Origin of the sequence: Halobacterium noricense (assembly GCF_021233435.1) — an archaeon.
GTDB classification, from domain to species: domain Archaea; phylum Halobacteriota; class Halobacteria; order Halobacteriales; family Halobacteriaceae; genus Halobacterium; species Halobacterium noricense.
In genome coordinates, this window is the sequence record NZ_CP089468.1 from 1,614,076 (window position 1) to 1,633,849 (window position 19,774).

At 58.5% G+C, this 19,774-nt stretch carries 16 protein-coding genes and 1 pseudogene; 6 read left to right on the forward strand and 11 right to left on the reverse strand.

The window, feature by feature from the left end:
- The first annotated feature begins 54 nt into the window (after positions 1–54).
- Positions 55–696 carry a hypothetical protein gene (locus LT974_RS08505; RefSeq protein WP_232587246.1) on the forward strand — a complete coding sequence of 214 codons (642 nt, stop codon included), beginning with the start codon at positions 55–57 and terminating at the stop codon, positions 694–696.
- Positions 697–813: 117 nt separating this feature from the next.
- Here LT974_RS08505 and LT974_RS08510 read toward each other — a convergent pair whose 3' ends face one another.
- Entirely contained in the window at positions 814–1,779 is a 966-nt protein-coding gene (locus LT974_RS08510) for an NADPH:quinone reductase (RefSeq protein ID WP_232587247.1), read from the reverse strand.
- Between the two features lie 70 nt (positions 1,780–1,849).
- A complete protein-coding gene (locus LT974_RS08515) occupies positions 1,850–2,263 on the reverse strand; it encodes a DoxX family protein (protein WP_232587248.1) in 414 nt (137 codons plus the stop codon).
- 270 nt (positions 2,264–2,533) lie between these two features.
- Here LT974_RS08515 and LT974_RS08520 point away from each other — a divergent pair, with 270 nt between their 5' ends.
- Complete coding sequence (locus LT974_RS08520) at positions 2,534–3,595, forward strand: zinc-dependent alcohol dehydrogenase family protein (protein ID WP_232587249.1); 1,062 nt, start codon at positions 2,534–2,536, stop codon at positions 3,593–3,595.
- Positions 3,596–3,659: 64 nt separating this feature from the next.
- Positions 3,660–4,667 (forward strand): aldo/keto reductase, encoded by a 1,008-nt coding sequence (locus LT974_RS08525; protein WP_232587250.1) that lies wholly within the window; start codon positions 3,660–3,662, stop codon positions 4,665–4,667.
- 43 nt (positions 4,668–4,710) lie between these two features.
- Here the strand turns inward: LT974_RS08525 and LT974_RS08530 are convergent, their stop codons facing one another.
- From LT974_RS08530 to LT974_RS08545, 4 genes are all read right to left on the reverse strand, one after another.
- The gene (locus tag LT974_RS08530; protein ID WP_232587251.1) at positions 4,711–5,349 is read right to left on the reverse strand and encodes an NAD(P)-dependent oxidoreductase; all 639 of its coding nucleotides are present in this window, start codon (positions 5,347–5,349) and stop codon (positions 4,711–4,713) included.
- A gap of 101 nt (positions 5,350–5,450) precedes the next feature.
- Positions 5,451–5,795: a hypothetical protein gene (locus tag LT974_RS08535; RefSeq protein ID WP_232587252.1), complete on the reverse strand. Its 345-nt coding sequence runs from the start codon at positions 5,793–5,795 to the stop codon at positions 5,451–5,453.
- A gap of 42 nt (positions 5,796–5,837) precedes the next feature.
- On the reverse strand, positions 5,838–6,251 hold the full coding sequence (locus LT974_RS08540) for a hypothetical protein (RefSeq protein WP_232587253.1): 414 nt from the start codon (positions 6,249–6,251) through the stop codon (positions 5,838–5,840).
- Positions 6,251–7,126: a ParA family protein gene (locus LT974_RS08545; RefSeq protein WP_232587254.1), complete on the reverse strand. Its 876-nt coding sequence runs from the start codon at positions 7,124–7,126 to the stop codon at positions 6,251–6,253. Before LT974_RS08545 ends, LT974_RS08540 begins: the two co-directional genes overlap by 1 nt.
- 3,659 nt (positions 7,127–10,785) lie before the next feature.
- On the opposite strand from LT974_RS08545, the gene LT974_RS08550 reads away from it, so the two are divergent.
- Both LT974_RS08550 and LT974_RS08555 read left to right on the forward strand, forming a co-directional pair.
- The gene (locus tag LT974_RS08550) at positions 10,786–12,003 is read left to right on the forward strand and encodes a hypothetical protein (protein WP_232587255.1); all 1,218 of its coding nucleotides are present in this window, start codon (positions 10,786–10,788) and stop codon (positions 12,001–12,003) included.
- A gap of 44 nt (positions 12,004–12,047) precedes the next feature.
- Complete coding sequence (locus tag LT974_RS08555) at positions 12,048–12,638, forward strand: hypothetical protein (RefSeq protein ID WP_232587256.1); 591 nt, start codon at positions 12,048–12,050, stop codon at positions 12,636–12,638.
- A gap of 128 nt (positions 12,639–12,766) precedes the next feature.
- Here LT974_RS08555 and LT974_RS08560 read toward each other — a convergent pair whose 3' ends face one another.
- Positions 12,767–13,519: a transcriptional regulator FilR1 domain-containing protein gene (locus LT974_RS08560; protein WP_232587257.1), complete on the reverse strand. Its 753-nt coding sequence runs from the start codon at positions 13,517–13,519 to the stop codon at positions 12,767–12,769.
- A 239-nt stretch (positions 13,520–13,758) separates the two neighbouring features.
- Complete coding sequence (locus LT974_RS08565) at positions 13,759–14,295, reverse strand: hypothetical protein (protein ID WP_232587258.1); 537 nt, start codon at positions 14,293–14,295, stop codon at positions 13,759–13,761.
- Positions 14,296–14,592: 297 nt separating this feature from the next.
- On the opposite strand from LT974_RS08565, the gene LT974_RS08570 reads away from it, so the two are divergent.
- Positions 14,593–16,326, forward strand: a complete 1,734-nt coding sequence (locus tag LT974_RS08570; protein ID WP_232587259.1) for a transposase — start codon at positions 14,593–14,595, stop codon at positions 16,324–16,326.
- A 271-nt stretch (positions 16,327–16,597) separates the two neighbouring features.
- Here the strand turns inward: LT974_RS08570 and LT974_RS08575 are convergent.
- The 3 genes and pseudogenes from LT974_RS08575 to lpdA all read right to left on the reverse strand — a co-directional run.
- Positions 16,598–16,883, reverse strand: a pseudogene (locus LT974_RS08575) (zinc ribbon domain-containing protein); the annotation flags it as partial.
- A gap of 585 nt (positions 16,884–17,468) precedes the next feature.
- On the reverse strand, positions 17,469–18,239 hold the full coding sequence (locus LT974_RS08580) for an IclR family transcriptional regulator (protein WP_232587260.1): 771 nt from the start codon (positions 18,237–18,239) through the stop codon (positions 17,469–17,471).
- A 94-nt stretch (positions 18,240–18,333) separates the two neighbouring features.
- A complete protein-coding gene (gene lpdA, locus LT974_RS08585) occupies positions 18,334–19,758 on the reverse strand; it encodes a dihydrolipoyl dehydrogenase (RefSeq protein WP_232587261.1) in 1,425 nt (474 codons plus the stop codon).
- Positions 19,759–19,774 lie beyond the last annotated feature (16 nt).

Here is a 19,774-nt window from a genome sequence, read left to right on the forward strand (position 1 = left end):
ACCCCCGACTGAAGGCCACAATTAACATCGTTGGATGTTATTTCTTACCATGGAATGAGCGAAGATCCGATCAGCGGGGACGATCTCGTCACCGACTCCCCGCGAGATGCAGCCAACGAGACATCAGAGGAGAGTAACCCGCAGCTACTGCTTTACCGCACCCTCCGCGACGAAACGCAGTCCCGGACTGCACAACACCAACAGCGGCTTCTAAGTGGGCTTTCAGTCATCGGCGTCATCATCGCCTACGCGCTCCTCTCCGGCGAATTCGTCTTTCTCGCGGTCATTCCAATCGTCGTCGGATTCGTCGCCATCCAAACCGCACAGTACCTCAACAACCTCTACTTCATCACTCGACACCTGAGTCGAATCGAACACGCGCACACGGACGAGTACCCGCTATTCGAGTGGGAGCACCGGTACGGCATCGCTGGCACCGATCGAACTGTCGTTCGGTGGGGAATTGACTGGTCGAGTGTCCCTCAGCTCATCATCCTGGTTCTGGCTGCACTCGGATATCTCGGCAGTATCTACGTGGCCTACGTCGTCTGGCCACCGACCGGAATCGAAGTCCTCGCCATCGGACTTACACGAAGCGGCCTCCTCGGAATCTACGCTCTGTTGACCGGCCTCATCTGTCTCGCCGGCTACTCCTTCTACCTCCATCATGCCAAACTGACAGCCGTCGAGCCGTAGCGAGGACACCCGTATCGGGTCACTCGTGACTACCTCAGTCTGGGTAGACCGTTGAATCGAGAGAGTGGCTGGGGTAGCGTAGCCTCAGCCGCTGAGGTACTGGTTTCGTTCTCGCGGTCAGGGCGTGACGACGAGCTTCCCGAGGTAGCTCTCGGTGAGCATGTCGCGGTGGGCGTCGGCGGCCTCGTCGAGGTCGTACGTCTCCGCGAGCTCGATGGAGAGTTCGTCGGTCGCCATGAGGTGCGCGACGCCGCGCAACGGCACGCGCAGGTCCGGCGTGTTGAACATGCTCATGAACTGGTAGGTGACGTCCTTCTTGCGGGCCGCGGTGTCGTTCGTGAACCCGGGGTCGGGACTGTTCTCGCCGATGCCGATGACGCGAGCGTCGTGCGCGGCGACGTCCGCGTCGAACTGGAGGTAGTCGTCGAGGCGGTGGTCGAGGACGACGTCGACGCCGCCCTCGGAGGCCGACACGACGGCGTCTTCGAGGTCGTGGCGCGTGTAGTCGAGGACAGTGTCGGCACCGAGCGCACTGACGTCGTCGTGGTACTCCGGTCGCGCCGTCGTGAGCACGCGCGCGCTCACCGCGTCCGCAATCTGGACGGCAGCGTGCCCGACACCACCGGAGCCGCCGTGGACGAGCGCGTACTCGGCGGGGTCGAGAGCAGCGTGGTCGACGAGCGCGCGCCACGCCGTGACAGCCGCGACACCCGCCGCGCCCGCTTCGACGATGTCCGCGCCGTCCGGCAGCGCGACAGTGCGGTCCGTCGGGACGGTCGCGTACTCCGCGTACGCGCCCTGATGTGCGCTGTTCCCGATACCCGTGCCGTAGACGCGGTCGCCGACTTCGAACGCGTCGACGCCCTCACCGACCTCGGCGACGGTGCCGGCGTAGTCGACGCCCGGCGTGAACGGGAGTCCGACCGGCTCGTACGACCCCTCACGGTAGTACGTGTCCACGGGGTTGACCCCCGCAGCTGCCACCTCGATGCGGAGTTCCCCTGCGTCGGGAGATGGTCGGTCGACGTCCTCGACGTGCATGACATCCGGGTCGCCGTGTTCCTGTAAGCGGACTGCTCGCATACTGCGTGGCCACGATACACGGGGGGATAAGACTACGGCCTCCCGCGGAACGAGCGGCCAAGTGGAGCCCTTAGAAGAGTCCGACGCCGATGCTGAGCGTCCAGCCGCCGCTGGCGACCGCTGCGACGACGAGCGACCCGCCCGCGAGGGAGACGTTCTTCAGGAAACTGTTCACTTCGTCCTGTCGCTGGTCCTCGGGGACCGCCCAGAAGTCGTGCATGACGACCGCCGAGACGACGAGGAACGCCGCGAGCGCGATTGCGGCGACGACCGGGAAGATGCCGACGATGACGCCCAAGCCGCCGAGGACGAGGAGTGCGCCGGAGGTGAGGACCGAGAGCTTCGGCGCGGGGAGGCCCTTGTACTCGGCGTAGCTGGCCATCTGTTCGGTCTGCGTGAAGTGACCGAAGCCGGTGAACGCGAGGACGCCACCGAAGAGGATGCGGCCGACGATTAGGAGGGCCGTGTCGAGTGCGAGCGCCATCAGGCGCTCACCCGTGTCGGTGTTCGGCGTACACTATCAGCGGAACCGTGCGGAGGGTTCGTCGTCATACCGTTACTGGGGCCGTGGGACGGATACGTCCGTTGACCAAGTGGTAAACGACGGACTGAAACGTACCGAGAAACCCGGTTCCGGGAGTCGCTTCCAACCATTAAGACATCGCACGTACACGCCGCCTCGGGCGTCGGGTACTACCCGAGCTGAATCGCGGCGACGACTACTGTTAAGGTCTGGACGCCGCGTACGAAACGTATGCGCGCAGCAGTCCTACAGGAGTACGGGGAGCCGTTGGTGGTCGAGGAGGTGCCGGACCCCGATTTGGACCCCCACGGGGTCGTCGTCTCAGTCGACGCGTGTGGTATCTGTCGGAGTGACTGGCACGCCTGGAAGGGGCACGGCGAGTGGGCCGACGACCAGGTCGACCGCGGGCAGATTCTCGGCCACGAACCCGCGGGCACGGTCGTCGAAGTCGGCGACGACGTGGACAGCATCGCCGTCGGCGACCGCGTCGCGGTTCCCTTCAACCTCGGTGAGGGAGCGTGTCCGCAGTGCCGGCGCGGCCACGGGAACGTCTGCGAGGACGGCTACGCGCTCGGGTTCGAACACGACGCACAGGGCGCGTTCGCCGAGCGCGTCCACGTACCACACGCGGACTTCAACGCCACCGCCGTCCCCGAAGACGTGCCGATGGAGGCGGTGGCGGCGTTGGGCTGCCGGTACGCCACGGCGTTCCACGCGCTCGCCCACCGTGCGGATGTCGCGGGCGGCGACTGGGTGGCCGTCCACGGCTGCGGCGGCCTCGGACTCGCTGGGATCCAGATTGCGACTGCACTCGGAGCCGGCGTGGTCGCCGTCGACGTGCGGGAGGAACCGCTCGCGCTCGCCGAACAGGTCGGCGCTGTAGAGACCGTGCGCTCGGACCGCGTCGAGTCGGTGCCCAAGCGCATCGCGGAGTTGACCGACGGCGGCGCGCACGTCTCGATGGACGCGCTCGGGCGTGCGGAGACCTGCCGGAACAGCGTCGACTGCCTCCGCACGCGCGGCACGCACGTCCAGGTCGGGTTGACGACCGAAGCCGAGAAGGGCGAAGTTTCGCTCCCCGTCGACGAGATCACGCGCTGGGACGTCTCCGTGCTCGGGTCGCGCGGAATGCCGCCCTCGCGGTACGACGAACTCCTGCGGATGATTGCCTCGGGACGGCTCCATCCCGGCAAACTCGTCACCGAGCGGGTTTCCCTCGAAGCTGTCTCTGACCGGTTGGCGGCGATGACCGAGTACGAAACCAGCGGTATCGAACTCGTCACGGAGTTCTAGGCGACGAGCGGGCTTGCCGCTTGCCGCACGCTTTTTCGGCCGGTGGACGTATCGCCGAACGAATATGAGTGACTCCGACGACGGGCTCGGGTTCGTGCAGTTCGGCGACACCGGCCTCCAGACCAGCGAGTTGCAGTTCGGGACGTGGCGATTCGGCAAGGAAACTGAGGAGGGGAACGTCGAAATCGGCGAGAAGCGCGCGAAGAAACTGCTGGACGCGTACGCCGACGCGGGCGGGCGCTACATCGACACGGCGGACGTCTACGGCGGCGGGAAGAGCGAGGAGTGGATCGGCGACTGGCTCGCCGACCGCGACCGCGAGCGCTACACCATCGCCTCCAAGATTTACTGGCAGATTCGAGAAGGTGACCCGAACAGCCGCGGGAACAACCGAAAGAACATTCGTGACCGCGTGGACGCCATCCTCGACCGCCTCGACACGGACTACATCGACGTGCTGTACATCCACCGCTGGGACGACCAGACGCCGACGCGGGAACTGATGCGGACGCTGAACGGTCTCGTCGAGGCCGGGAAGGTCCACTACATCGGCGCGTCGACGCTGCGCCCGAACGCGTGGAAAGTCGCGCAGGCGAACGAACTCGCGCGCAGCGAGGGCTGGGAGCCGTTCACGGTGCTCCAGCCGCGGTACAACCTCGTCGACCGCGAAATCGAGGGAGACTACCTGGAGATGGCCCGCAGCGAGGGGCTAGCAGTCTGCCCGTGGAGCCCGCTCGGCCAGGGCTTCCTCACCGGGAAGTACGACCGCGAGGACGGACTCACCGGGGAATCACGGGCCAGTGAATCCTCGCGATTCGAGGAGAACTACCTCACCGAGGAGAACTTCGCAGTCCACGACGTGCTCGACGAGGTTGCCGACGAAGTCGACGCGTCGCCCGCGCAGGTCTCGCTCGCGTGGCTGACTCATCGCGACGGTGTCACTGCACCTATCGTCGGCGCGCGCACCGTCGACCAACTGGAGGAGAATCTCGCGGCCGCGGCCATCAATCTCTCCGACGAGCAGGTCGACCGACTCACCGAAGCCAAGGAAGGCCCGTACGCCGGGCTCTGAGCCGGCCGGCCGACACCTCGATAGCGGTCGATTTCTGCCGTCGTCAGTAGCCGGTGCCGAGGTAGGTGTGCATCGCCTCGCGGGATTCGAGTTCGTCGACGAACGCCACCGCGAAATCCTCCATGGAGATGTAGCTCTCGCCGTCCTCGTCGGCGACGAGTTCGCCCTTGGCGGTCCGGTACTCGCCGGTGCGTTCGCCGGGTTCGATGAGCGCCGCGGGCGCGACGTACGTCCAGTCGAGATCGTCGACAGCCTCGAAAACCTCGTAGGCCTCGATGGCCGCACGAGCCACTGGCTCCCACTCCTCGGGGAATTCCTCGGTCTCGATGAGGCGGGTGTCGGGGGCGACGTGGAGGCCGCCCGCACCGCCCGTCCAGACGAGGCGGTCGACGCCCGCCTCCCGCATTCCTTCGACGACGGCTTCCGCCATCTCGACGAGCACCTCGGGGTTCTCGCCCTCGCTGGGACCGAGGGCGGACGCGACTGCGTCGTGGCCCTCCGCGAGGTCCGCGATGTCGATGTGGTTGGTCGCGTCGCCGGCGACCGCCTCGAAGTCAGGGTCGTCGATGCCGTCGACCTGCCCGCTCCGGGAGATGCCGGTGACCACGTGCCCGCGGTCGAGGAGTTCGTTCGCGATTCGCTGGCCGATTCGACCGCTCGCACCGAGGAGGAGTACGTCCATGTTAGCTTCAATATTATTCAGTGAGCGACATATGGTTTTGTGAAGGGGCACGCCACGGGATTGCGAAGTATCGAACTGTGACTGCGAAAATGGACGAGCGACTACTGTACGGCTTCGACGGCAGCTTCCATCGCCGCCCCCTCGTCATCGAGGTCGTCGTAGGCGGTCTCGTAGCGGTTTGCGAATTCCAGCGCACGCTCGAACGCTGGCTCCTGCTCGTCGAACGTCTCGATTGGCTCCTCGCGGTCGAACTCGTCGCGGTTCCCGCGAATCGCGCCGGCCCGATACTGCTCGGCGTCGTGGGGCGACGACGTCGACACCGGGAGCACGTGCACGCCGACGTCGTGGTTCTCCCGCACGAACAGCGTCGGGTTCGTCGCGCGGTACTTCTCGGTGATGTAGTCGGGGTTCTCTACCTCGTGCCACTCCGCCGGCAGGGACGCCATACGTTCGCTACCGACGGCCGTGGCTTGTGTGTTCTGGCAGATTCAGTCCTCGCGGCGCGCTTCCTGGACGGCCTCGGCGATTTCGTCGGGATGGTCGGCGGCCACCCGGAGCACGGCGTCGTGGAGTTCGCGCTTCTCCTCGTTGCGGACGCCTGCCTCGCGCAACGTGCGCACGACGTCCAAGTCGAGGGTGTCTTCGAGGGCCGTCCACGCCTCCGACCGTGCGTACATCGGTGCCTGCTTGACGTCGCCGTACTCGAACGCCGGCCCCTCGCTAGTCGTGGCCTCGGACGTTGCGTCCTGCTCCGTGTCCGAGTCAGTCACGGTGTCGGTCGCGGAGTCCGCCGTCTGGTCGGCGTCCGTCTCGGACACTTCTAGGTCGTCTCCGCGCTCGCTCACCGGTTCGTCGTGACCGGTCCGGTCCTGTTCGGCGGCTTCGAGGTCGTCGAAGCCCATCAGCGGGTCACCTCCCCACGCTCGACGATGGCCGCGAGTTCGTCGTACGCTCCGAGTTGGTCGCATTCGGGGTCGTAGTCGCGCAGCGGCACGCCCTCCTGGTGGGCGTCGTCGATGGCCGCACGATACCGGATGCCCGGGAGGTCGCCGTTGTAGTCGCCGGCGTCGATGGCTGCCCAGTCCCCCTCGGAGAGATACGCGAAGTTCGGGACGAGGTGGTCGATGGCGTCTCGGGTCGTAATCTCGCGGAGGAGTTTGCGGTCCCGGGTGGACTGGTCGATGCGCTTGCGGAGGTCGGAGGGAACGACCGCGAGGATGTTCAACTCGAAGTACTCGCGGGCTTCCTGGACGAGCCGGTCGAGCGTGTTTGTCAGCCCGGTCTCGTAGCCGTTCTCCGGCCGCAGCGGGATGATGAGGTTGCCGGTGGCGTACATCGCGTTGTCGTTGAGCTTCCCGCGGTTGGCGGGACAATCGATGACGACGTAGTCGTACTCCTCGCCGAGCAGCGGGTCGACGAGGTCTCGTTTCAGCCGCGTCGTCCCCATCGTCGCCTCCTTGAGTGCGGACTGCACGCTCTCCAAGTCCTCGTGTGCGGGGAAGAGGTCCAGGCCCTCCGCGACGTTGACGACGTACTCGCGGGGGTCCTCGCCTTCGAGTAGGACGGCCTCGGCGTGGTTGCTGCCGTCGTCGTCGGTGCTGTTGTACCTGTCCTCGAATCCGAGGTTGAGCGTCATGTGTCCGTTGTCGTCGAGGTCGACGACGAGCGCGCGCTCGTTGCGGTGCGCGAGTTCGCGTGCGAGGTTGAGCGCGGTGGTCGTTTTCGCGAATCCACCCTTCAGGATGCCGACACTGACAGCGCGTGGTTCCGTTTGCATTATTTACCTCGTCAGGAATAGGCACCTATTGTGGATGTGGTGCCTACGCTGAATCAGGTAGTGATTCCGCGTCATCCGGCATAAATCAACGGGAATAGGTAGACGAGGTAGCTAAGCAAGGTGCACAAGCTACACCACCTAACTTAGCTACAATAGGTAGCTAAGGCACCCCAACTACAGATACCTATTGTAGATGTGGTGACTTCGCTGAACCAGGCGGTAATTCCGCATAATACAGCATAGAACAGCAGAATAGGTAAACTAGGAAGCTAAGCAAGGTGAACTACCTACGCCAACTAGCTTAGTTGAAATAGGCACCTGAGGCGACTTAGCTACCTTCGCTCGAATTTCGTCGATAACGTCCGCGCACGAATCCTACCTCCGATAGGGGTCGTTGATGCGTGGCGAGGCGAGACCGATTGCGGTAACCACGCCTCGTGCATCAGTCGGAAGCGCTGTGCGCTCTTTCGGCGACAGAGAGAGAGCAAGCTCCCTCAGGCAGCCGGCGGGTATGCCCGTCGGCGACAGCGAGCCGCGGGAGTGTCGTGAGTGCAACGAGCGAGACCACGGGAGACGAGCACTGCGAGTCTCCCGACAGTCGAGACCGCTGAGGGCCTTCAAAACGCAACGTCGTCTCCGCTAGGTTCGTCTGCTTATCTGAACACTGCCTGCTTGAACGGCGAACCTCACAAAAAGAGAATCGGAGGCAAAGAGAGCACACACGGCTGCTCGGCACGACGTGTAGGGCTAGGGCCTGATGTCGGCATTCACCGATGACCACTGAATCCCAACCGGAAGCGTATTTTATATCGTGGAATATGGTTTATCTCCCGTCGAAACAGCGAGATTGCGTTCGAAAAGCAGCGTCAAACCCGATAGCTGAGACCGATACTCGAAAACGAGACAAGTCAGCGCCACCCGTAAACGGGTGGCTTGTCGGTGGAATCACGAGTTTCGCGCTCCACGGCTGAAAACCTCCGACTTGTAATTCTAACGCGGGGCTTCCTCGGAGACCACAGTCGGGAAGTCGGAAGGGACTCGTTCAGCGCCCCCGACTTCGAAGGCAGGCTGACAGACTGCCCGTCTCACCGACCACTTTTGAGCCAGTGAGACATATTTTTCTATCACACCCAAAGGCCAGATAAGCCAATCACTTCCGCCCAGCCTAAGCTTCCGCAAGCACACTAGGAGCTGTTCAACGTCCCCGGAGACTACTTGATAATTCAAAACAGTGCCGTCGACCCACGAGTGTTCGACCCTACGATTTCGCTACTGCATACCGTAGGTGAGATCGACCGTCAGTATCTAGACGCTGGCGTAAGGGTAGTCGAAGCCCTCGAAGAAACCGGCGGTTGACCCTCGTAAGGCCGTAAGTCAACGACCAGACGCCTCCTTCAACAGTCAGCGAACACGGCAATTCAGTTCCCGAGAACATCCAGCTGCGCTGAAATCACCGAATTCGGCATCGTACTCTTCGAAATCGGCAGGTGCGGGGAACTCGTGCGTGCGCACGATACGACTGATACGTCGTGAACTACCCCGACCTACCGCGCTCGGGCCTACCCGGTGCTCGTTGAGGGTGGGGCTTAGCGCCTGCAAAAAGCTAAATCGTATCTATAAACCGTATTCTAGGATATAGAGTTGTTACTACAGCGCTTCACAGATTCCGCGTTTAAATTTCTACAAACCACCAATTAGACGATACTTCCCATAGATCCCGACCGAATTAAGCGCTTGATAAGAATCGGTCGATACCCGTCACTCAAGATTAAATCGGTAAATCTCGGGTTCTCGGACGTTTTGTAGCAGGATGTGGTTGGAACCGAGTAGGTTCCCCTCCTTCTACACTCAGGGGATTGGAAACAGCGATCACTTACAGGGGACAACAGCGTATGGGCCGCTCGATATTACGTACGCCTACAGCCAAGAATCCGACCGAGTTATTGTCGAGGTCATTCTACTGAATGACAACGAGTGTGCGTCGTGTACACGCTATTACGAGTATGACGCAACAGTCTCATTACGGGAGGCACCCGAGGTCGTGGCGGTTGCCCATTCGGCCCCAAGAGGGACTGGAAATACAGGCATTAGTAATCGAAGAAGAGACAACCACATCCCCTGCCTGAGCAGATTCGTAACCATTCGGCATCCTGTCTTGGCGGGCTTGACCGTCCATTCGCCGCCCACATTTACTGACTGTCAGTTAACCGTTTTGCTGTAGGCAGTGTACACTCTATATTTACGGAAATCAAGGAGAGAGATCCGCCTTCAGGACGGAGATGAATCCGAAACGGCCTGTTCAATTCCACGGAACAGACGATGAACTAGGAGCGATGAACCAGCAATAAACAGAAGTAATGCGAATATGGCTCCAGCGTCCCCGTTGTTGGATAGTTATTGTGTTTGGCGATGGCTTAAGTAGCAACGTCTTGAGTGTCGTATACACTGTAATAGCTAGTATTAGGAGGCCAACCGTACTTTCGATAGTGGCTGAACTATAGTTCATCGTAGCTAATTACTGGTTCTGTCTATTCAGACAAAATGTTATTGGTGGTGAAATTAGCTGTTAGAGATCTTGGTCCCTGGCGTCATCACCCGGAAGTTCCCACCCATTAAAACCAGAAGGAAGATCGACTGAGACTCCAGTTCCCGGAATAGAAACACTCACACTTTCGAGAATATTCCATTTCGAAACATTTCCGACACTCCAAGTGTGTGAACAGTCCAGAAACGATTCCCTGAGTTGAAGTATTCTGTTTACGAACGACCATTTGTGCGTAGCCGTATCCTTCTGGATACCAGTCCGAAGCATCATCTGTATGGAATTTAAAAGTATTATCAAACGTTACTACCCCTGCTTGAGTTGGTGCATCAGGATCAGCAATCCCAGGCTCAGATTTAGCCGATATCCAATACAGTAGATCGAATCGTTTCAGACACTGGCTGAAATAGCCTTAAACGAACTGTTCAGATCGCAATATCGTATTCGTTATTCTTGTGGAACCAAGCATGGTCAGCTGCTTTTCGCCCGACATCCCGGTCCTCTCCGACACAAGACGTTGAATCCGAGAGATTCGTCGCGTGCGTCGTATGCCCGACAAGAACAGCATACTTCACACCATAATGATGGGGTCATCGATGAGATCACGGGAAAAGAACGCGGGAAGGTCTACCGAGCAACTGAAATCCGCGCAATCGTCGAGTCACCGTAACCTCTCAAACGCAGCCCCATCACCGTCCAAAATGCTGGTGTAGCAGTAGTTCCCAATACGGCTTCTTTATCAGTAGTTGCGAATACGGTTTCTTTATTCAGAGTGAGAGCTGGAACAGTCGCTAAGTACAGGTAAATGAGTGGACGCGACTGGCCGATTACTCACCTAGCGTGTGGCGTTGAATGTCGTGGTAGAAGACGGCGAGAATGGTGAGCCGACTCACGACGAACGAAATACCGTAGCACATAGTGGCGAGGGGTTCGTAACGAATTAGAAGTGTGCCGTAGGAGCCGATAACAAGTCCATTATCGGTATCAACGGTATTTCGAGAATTACGCAACATGGGCTTGAAAGTCTTGTTGATAGACTCACCGTCTGAATTAAAATCAATCTCTGAACAAATCCTCACACCTTAATGTGAAGGTACTAACACCATCAGTGATTCGTATGTCTGATTCACCCAGACATGTCAGTCGGCGTCGAGTCCTGAAAGGTATCAGCGGAATCGGTCTTTCAGCGGCCACATTCGGGGCGGTTACTGGTTCCGTCACAGGCCAACAAGAATCCGGCAGCTCAAAAAAGAAGCAATACATCGAAGAGTACAAAGTCACGTACCCGAACGGGATGAATAGCCAGCCCACGATAGAGCCAATCACGGGAACTGTCGACCGTGGTTACTGGCAAGAAATGATGGCAGCTGAAGCAGCCGCTGCTCAAGTTCGTCAAACTCTCGCTCAGAACGGACTCGATCAACGGGCGACTGTTTCGGTCAAAACAGAAAACTCTCGTCAAGAACTCATCGATCCGACAATCTCGGTCGATTACAACGCAGCCAAGACGCTCCCCCAGACCGAAGCAATCAGCAGTAAGCAAGCTGAGATTGAATCCATCAAGAGCAACGTCCCAAAGAAAGCAGAGGGCCGTATCGAAGACGAAGGAAAGACCATCTCCCGGTCTTTCGACGTCATCGTGGATACTATCGAAAAGAAGCCAGCCACAACTCCATCTACAGCCGATATCGACTGGAAGTACGACAGTGAATATCGGCCTGTTCCAGGTGGCTGCCACATCACCACACCAAACACGAACGGCTCACACGGGACACTCTGCCACAGTTTCTGGGAGCCAGATTCCAGTGCGCGGTTCCACATCACCGCATCGCACGTGTTAGCTGATGGCGGTACCCAAGAAAATCCAGAGTACAGTACCCGAGTCTATCAGCCCTACTCGGATGGGATTGGTTCAACAAAGCGAAGCGCTTGCGTCTACGAAGACAATTTCGAAGCTGGCTTCGTTGAACCGCAATCAGTCGATCCTGGCTACATCAACAAGATGGCCAACCAGGATGGCTCGAAGACGGACAACTACGTGTCATACTTCAAAGATTGGCAATGGCTCAGCACTGACGGTAAGACGACAGACATCACCAAGCAAGGAGCACGAACTGGCGAAACCTCCGGTTCGGTCTACGCGGCGGACAAGAGTAACTGGACATTCTGGATGGAAGCTTCGATGAATGGTGGCGACTCTGGAGGTCCGTCCTACATCGTGGAAGACGGGAAAATCAAACTGGTCGGAATGATGCTCTGGAGTACCTCCACTCCCCAGCAAGCTGGTGGGAATGCTATCGCAGGTCTCAACGACCGTCTCGGTCTAGTTCCGTAGCATAAGCCACAAAGCGTTTAATCACACCATTATTATTAGACATTATGGCCCCCGTGTATAAGTCAAAGCTTCCTCTCTGCCTGTTGGCCCTCACCATGATCACGGCAGGCTGTTTGGGGAATCCAACGTCTCCCAGTTCAACATCGACAGAGAATCCATCGGCCACCATCTCGGAAATGCCCAACCACCTCGAGGTCAACAAAGAATTCACTACCAACCACACGTACCACGCAAAGAACAATACTATCGAGTACATCGAGGAATACCGGGTTTCAGTTAACGAAACGACTGGGAATGTAACCAGAAAACCAGTCTACGGGACTTCCCCCGCAGACGTTTGGCTGAAGCACATGGGTGCATCGGTTGCAGCCCAAGCAGTTCGTCAAGAACTCACTGCGAATGTATCTAATCAAACCTTAGACGGTATCACAGTTGAATCAGTCTCTAAGCCAACCGTGCACGTCGCGGTCGTCTGGACGCGCAACAAGGTCGGTGACACCGCCCAAACGCCACGCCTCTCCCAAGAGACCCTCCGCGAAAACATCCCCAAGGATGTAACTGTCACACTTAGCGTCGATGAAAAGCAAATGACGCGAACCTACAACGTCACCGTCGAGGAACGAACCAAGATGTGAAACCTAACAGGAGTTGCTAGCGCTGTTTCTTTATTTAGCGGGATGTGTGAAACTGGAATGGCTAAATCGGTAAGTAGGCAATTCCACTTAGCGGTTCGACGTGCTTCAGGACTTCCAAGACCACGAGTTCAGCTACGACCATGCTGCTTAGATTGGACTATTTTCTTTCTTGTCCATTCTACAGTATCTGGGCGTGTATTCCGAATTACCGCTGAGAGGTGATTCGTATCTGTGAAAATTAACGTATACGAGACAGCCCCATCAACCAAAATAAGTCCATACTGGGGAAGGGCATCGGAAACAACTAATTGATCTATCAGTCTGGAATCATCGGTTAGCGAATTCGCGGCACCGGTATTAAACGTCTCAGCGACCGTTTCTGTAGTTATCAGGCTAATTTCGATCTGGCTTGCGTTACGTTGGTTACTGATTTCTTCCAGGTATGGAGATATGAGCACAGGAGTCATCACAACAATATTGTCAGCTTGCAAGAGATCATCAACTAAAGGATCGATTGTTGTGTAGGGAGCGTGGTCGGGTGTTTGAAATAACGAAGCACCTTCCAGAATCGTTCCTGGGAGCGTTGTTTCGACTGGGAGTGCTGCTAACTCCTGTTCAATTTTGGAAAGCCTGCCGAAAGATTGCTCAAACTGTTCGTATAGTTCATTCGCTAGTTGACCGGCGGAAGTGGGCTTGCAGAGCCCGTTGTCCCGGCATACGAGATGTTCTTCTTCTAGTTCGCGGATTGCTCGATCAATAGTTGGGCGTGACTTGGCTACCTCATCTTCTAAGTTCCGTTTCTCCGGCATCTCGTTACAGACCAGATGGAGGACTTCGGCACGCCTGAGGACAGTTTTGAGCATGTTATTGCCTTCAGACATGGGTTTGACATCCTAACTCCTCATTTAGCCACTGAGTTGGGTATGTAGTCAACCAGACACCAGATTTCATCATCGTATTCAGATTAATAATTGGACACCATCAACCCAAAATAGGATTTTATCCACCTGAATAACGGCGAAATCTATTTATGTGTTAGATTATTACATCTCTAACTCATGGGTCAATTCATAACATGTAGGCAGATGATTTTGTAGACTAGCACACGAATGCGATTCCTTCACCGATTCATCTCTTCGGTTTCGTCGTCTGAGATGGGTATGAGGTCTTCTTCCATCTGTTGGAATTTCGCTTCGCGAAGCGCTTCTTCCGACGGCTCTTTCTGCACAAGAGATTCTCCTTCGGGTAAATCCATGTCCTCTTCCTCCAGTGGGTCTGAGTCGGCTACCATCTTGCGGATTTCTATATCCCGATTGAGCTTCCCAATCAGCTGCTCGAACGACGTATCACGCTCGTGACGCAGCCGACGCAGTTTTCGAACCTTCCGCTCGAACTCCGTCTGTTCTGCCCAATCATAGATCCGACGACCAAGCAGTGTGAGCTTATACCGCTTTTCGGTTCCATGCTCAGTCGGACTGTGACTCACTGTGAAAATATCACGTTCAACACCCTCAGATAACCGTGAGGACACTGTTGAGGAACTCACTGCAACCGCGTCGACGAGTGCGTTAAACGTCGCTGTTCTCGTCCCGATCTCCGTGACGAGTTCCGGTGCGCCCTTCTGCCGGAGAAACCCCTCTAAGTCGTCTAATCCCATCGTATCCACGCATTCGCCATCACGCACTATAAATCCAACCAATATATAACTCACACCGATATTTGGTCTATACCGTATTTTAGCCACAACCAATTCTGCAACTACAGCCTGCATACCCTTTCATACATCCGCAGTGACAAGCCCCAGACAGACTACCAACGCTAATGGCTGACCCCGATTTTACTCTATTCTATACCGATATTCGTCATCCCAGCAGGGCTACACTGGGACTGAACCACTCCACAATCTGGCTAGCATCACGCTACCAGTGCAGTAGCGCGGCTCGGAGGCAGGATAATGATGAGTGACCCGTCGGCGGTCGCCCAGTCAATCGTCGTTCACGCGGAGACGCTCTGTGAGCGCGAAGACCACCTCTGGGATGTCATTCGCCAGCTCTCGATTCCAGTTAACGATCTCGAGGACGCCCGCGACCAGAACCGCGTCAACTTCGGAACCGACGAAATGTTTCGCACGCTCCTATTCAAAGGCATTCGCGGGATCTCACAGAACGAATTAGCGCAACGACTCGGACGAGAGCCAAGTCTTGTCAAGAGCTTCCACTTCGATATTACTGACCTCGAGAAGACGCCGACCCAACAGCAACTCTCGTACACGCACGGAAAATTCAGCGAGGACACCCAAGAAGTCCTCAACCGGACTGTGGCTGGCGTCCGGCAAGTTGCGCTCGACCATAATGTTGTCACGGAAGGCCTCGTGCCGTCCGTCCCAACCAAAACCGATGAAGAGGAGTCACAGAGCACGAGCGAGTACAAGAAGGAGAAGGCCCAGAAGACGCTGACGCTTGCTCGCAAACACGTCATCCCCGAGTTCGACACCCACCGAGCGGCCCACAAGACGTACTCCGACGAGGTGATCTTGGATATGTTCGCGAGTATTTGTGCAAACAACGGGAGTGCTCATTCAGAAGCGGAGTACGGCTGGCTCACCGACGACGACCTCACCTGCGACGACTCAACGTTCCTGCGGGCAATCAAGAAAATCGCCACGCTCGAGGAGTCAGACGGGCAGCTCACGTTCGAGGATTTCGAGGACGATGATTCGATGCCCGAAATCGACCAGATTCGGGACGCGATTATGACGGCGTTCAACGCCGCCACGGAGAACATCATCAACTCAATTCGCGGTGATGATCCCTTCGACTCACGGGAGACTGTTGCAGCGATAGACATCACCCACGAGCAGTTTCACGTCTGGCCGTGGGAAGACAAGGAAGCAGGTGTCGCGAAGCCGGACTATCCGAAGATGGTGAGCGGCTACAAAAAGGACGGCGAGTACAAACGCGGCTACAAGTACGCGACCATCACGCTGGTTGGCGACCACGCACCACTCATCCTTGGTATTGAGCCAGTCAAAGAAGACTCTACGTGGGAGCCCGACGGTTCGCCGTCGTACTCGAAAGCTGACCTGGTGAGTCGATTGCTCGACCGAGCGGAGCAGTTCGTCGACCTGGACATGGTGATGTTCGACCGTGGGTTCTACGCCAATCGCGTGTACGCAAATGTTGACGAGCGCGGGCTCACGTACCTGTCGCCGGTCCCTCGATACGAAGACGATTTAGCAGCGATCCAGGATGTCCAAGCGCATCCGACAGCAGACAAGGCCGTCAAACACGATGTCCCGCTAGGGATCGACGGCGACGTTCATCACGAGGCGGAGTTCCTCTACACGCCAAGCACGAGCGATGATGCTGACGGGAAGTACGCAGTGTTCGTGACGAACCAGGACCACGTCGAGCCGGAGGAGATTGGGAGCGTGGTGAATGGGTATAGTCGGCGGTGGGACATCGAGAACCAGTACAAGTCGATCAAGGACTTTCTGCCGAAGACATCGTCGACGGACTACCGGCTGCGCCTGTGTAACTTCGCGTTGTCGACATTGATATATAATCTGTGGCGGCTCACAGACTATCTGATCAAGGTCGCACTCGATAAACCGATTCGGTCGCCGCCAGTGATCACGGCGAAGACGTTCGTACGGGCGTTAGGTGACTTCCTACGGGAGTTCGGGTAACGCTTTTCTCACGCCGGGTTCATCGATTCAGTAGCGGCTGCGCTGTTCATTTTCCCGTATTTTCGCGGTATCTGTCAGTAGTTCGAGCGATGGTCAGTCGGTAAGTCGATCTCGTCCGGTTTTCGAGCTGCTTGCGGACTCACCAACTCCCAGAATTCCTAGTTTCGTTTGTAGACTTAAAAGGACGCGAAGAATGTGGCGCTTCGTTCGACGATGAGGATATCGGCTCCAAGATCCGTTAGCTTGGGAGAAGTATCTGTGAACTACCCACCTACTCAGCCGCTGGTGCGGCTTCGTTGAGGGTTGGGCTTCCTGTTTTGATAACGCGCTTTGCAGACACCTGAGTAGCGTGCGTAGGGAGGCAGTCTCCAAAGGCGTCTTTTCAGGCCATCCCAGCCCTAACACAACAAACCCGCCTGTAGAACGCTCATCACCGCATTCGCCTCCCAGTTTGCTTCGAATCCACACGAGACGCAGGAGTGTTCTCGAGCCCAGATAGGTTTCGCTGTCTCCACACCACACTTCGCGCACTCTTTGGTCGTCCCCGCCGCTTCGACGCCGAGGAAGCCTAGTTGCTCCGGGAGCGCCGCGTGGTGGGAGAACGTGAACTCTTGTGGGGGCCACGTCGCGTACGCAGACCCCTGAAAGGAGACGATGACGACGACCAGCAGCTCGAGTGGGAACACAAGCGTCCCGGACAGCAGCGCCTGGTAGCCGACGATGACCATCAGTGCGATGCCGATTAAAATAACAAGAGTAATCGTGTTATTCTTGTTCCGGACGGGTGGTCCGCCACAGACTTCGGCAAATACGAACGAGTTTCTGGCGGTCAGTTTCGTGCGAACCACCGGTGTACGCCGCGGACTCTCGGTTCGTTCGGTGTAATCGGGTAGAGATTCGAGTTCGTGGCGTCGAGTCCGTGGATTAGTGATTAGTTCACAGCGACACGTACCAGCAGATGGTCATTACTCGTCTCGTTCTCTATTTCCGAAATACGAATATTTCGACTCCCGAAGAAGCTCTGAGGGAGTGAATCCGTCATATTTCACGTTGTTAGGCCAAGCAGGCACAGAAATACAATCCCCCGTTCGTATTTCAGAAATTCCAAGTCGTATTTCGGGAATCGGGCGGTGAGCGTGGAGCTACGAATGCGAGAGGTTGAGTTCGACGATGTTCTTGGCGTTTCGGAGCTGCTGCTTGAGTTCGCCCTCGATTCGCTCCTCGGACATCCGGCTGGTCGGACCCGTGATGCTGATGCCACCGGCGACGTCGCCGTCGTTGAACACCGGCGTCGCGATGCACTTCAGGCCGTGAATCCGCTCCTCGCGGTCGTAGGAGAATCCTTCCTTACGGATGTCGTCGAGCGCGTCGTAGAGCGCCTCGCGGTCGGTAATCGTCCGGTCGGTCTTCTCGGGGAGTCCGTGGCGCGCGAGGATGGCTTCGACGCGCTCCTCGGGCAGGTTCGCGAGAATCGCCTTGCCGACGGCGGTCGTATGGAGGTGTATCTGCTGGCCGTTGTAGGAGTCGATTTTCACGGCGTTCTCGCCTTTCTTCCGGTAGATGAACGTGCCGCGGCCGTCCTGTTCGACGAGGAGGTTCGCGAGCTCGCCGGTCTCCTCGGCGATGGTCTCCAGTTCGGGTTCGGCGACAGGGTACAGCGGGACGTTGGTACGGGCGTACGCGCCCAGGTCGAGAAAGCGGAGGCCGACCTCGTAAACGCCGTCGGTCTCCACGACGTAGCCGCAGTGTTCGAGCGTCTTCAGGTAGTTGTGGACGCTGCTCTTCGGGAGGTCGAGCGCATCCGTCGCTTCCGTCAGCGTCGCGCCGTCGACGTCCTTGAGGAACTCTACGAGCTCGAACGTGCGCTCGGCCGTCTTCACGGGGGCTTGTGGACCCGTGTTCTGCTGTACCATACCTACGTAGAGGCGGGACGCCGAGAAAAGTGTTCGGGAAATACGAATCCGGGAGGTCCCTAGCTTGTCACCGCCGCTGGCCGCGGCTGCACGGTTACCGGTTCAGCGTGTGAATCGCCTGACCCTGTGCGTGCTCGGCGGCCTCCATCACGGCCTCCGAGAGCGTCGGATGCGTGTGAATCGTGGAGGCGACGTCGGCGAGCGTGGCACCCATCTCGATGGCGAGGGTCACTTCAGCGACGAGTTCGCTGGCCTCCGGGCCGACGATCTGTGCGCCGAGCACGAAGCCGGCGTCCCCACCTGCGACGATTCGCACGAACCCATCGTCGTTGCCAGTTGTCAGCGACCGGCCGTTCGCACGGAACGGCATCTCGCCGACGACCGGGTCGAAGCCCGCCTCCGCGGCGTCTGCCTCGGTCATACCGACGGTCGCGATTTCGGGGTCGGTGAACACGACTTTCGGGACGGCCTGAGAATCGAGGGCCGCTGGCTCGCCCGCAACGACCTCCGCCGCGACGATACCCTCCTTGCTGGCTTTGTGCGCGAGCATCGGTTCGCCCGCGACATCGCCGACGGCGAAGATGTTCTCGACGGCCGTGCGCGCCTGGTCGTCCGTCGCGAGGAAGCCGTTCTCGTCGGGTTCGAGTCCGATTGCGTCGAGTTCGAGCGTGTCCGTCACCGGCTCGCGACCGACCGCCACGAGCACCTTCTCGGCGTCGTACGTCGACTCTGCACCATCCTCCGTCTCCGTGGTGACGGTGATGTCGCCGTCCTCGCCCTCCCAGCCGGCCGCGCCCTCGCCGAACTGGAAGTCGATACCGAGGTCCTTCGCGCGCGCTTTCACGACGTCCGTGAGGCGGCTGTCGTAGCCGGGGAGCACGTCGTCGAGCATCTCCACGACGGTGACGTCAGCGCCGGCTTTCGCAAACGTCGTCGAGAGTTCCATGCCGATGTAGCCCGCGCCCACGACGACGATCTCCTCCGGGAGTTCGTCCGTCGCGAGCGCATCCCGCGAGGACCACACCGGGTCGTCGGCGTACTCGAAGCCCGGCACCTCGATGGGTCGGGAGCCGGTCGCGACGATGGCGTGCTCGAATTCGATGGTTTCCATGCCTTGCCCGCTGCCGTCGTGCGCGATGCGGGCGGTGTGTTCGTCCTCGAACGCCGCCGTACCGTCGACGAGGTTGACGCCGTTGGCCTTGCAGAGCTTCTCGACGCCGCCGGTGAGTTGGTCGACGACGTCGTCTTTCCAGTCGGCCATCGCTGCCACGTCGATTTCGGGGTTCGCGCTGACGCCCATCGCCTCGGCGTTACCCGCGTCGTGTGCGAGGTCCGTCGCCGTGATGAACGCCTTCGAGGGGATGCAGCCGTAGTTCAGGCACGTCCCGCCGTACGCGTCGCGTTCGACGAGCGTCGTGTCGAGGTCGTGTTGTGCCGCACGAATCGCCGCAACGTATCCGCCGGGACCGCCGCCGACGACGAGGACGTCCGTCCCGGTCGCTATGTCGCCCATTACCATACTACTCGCTTCGCGG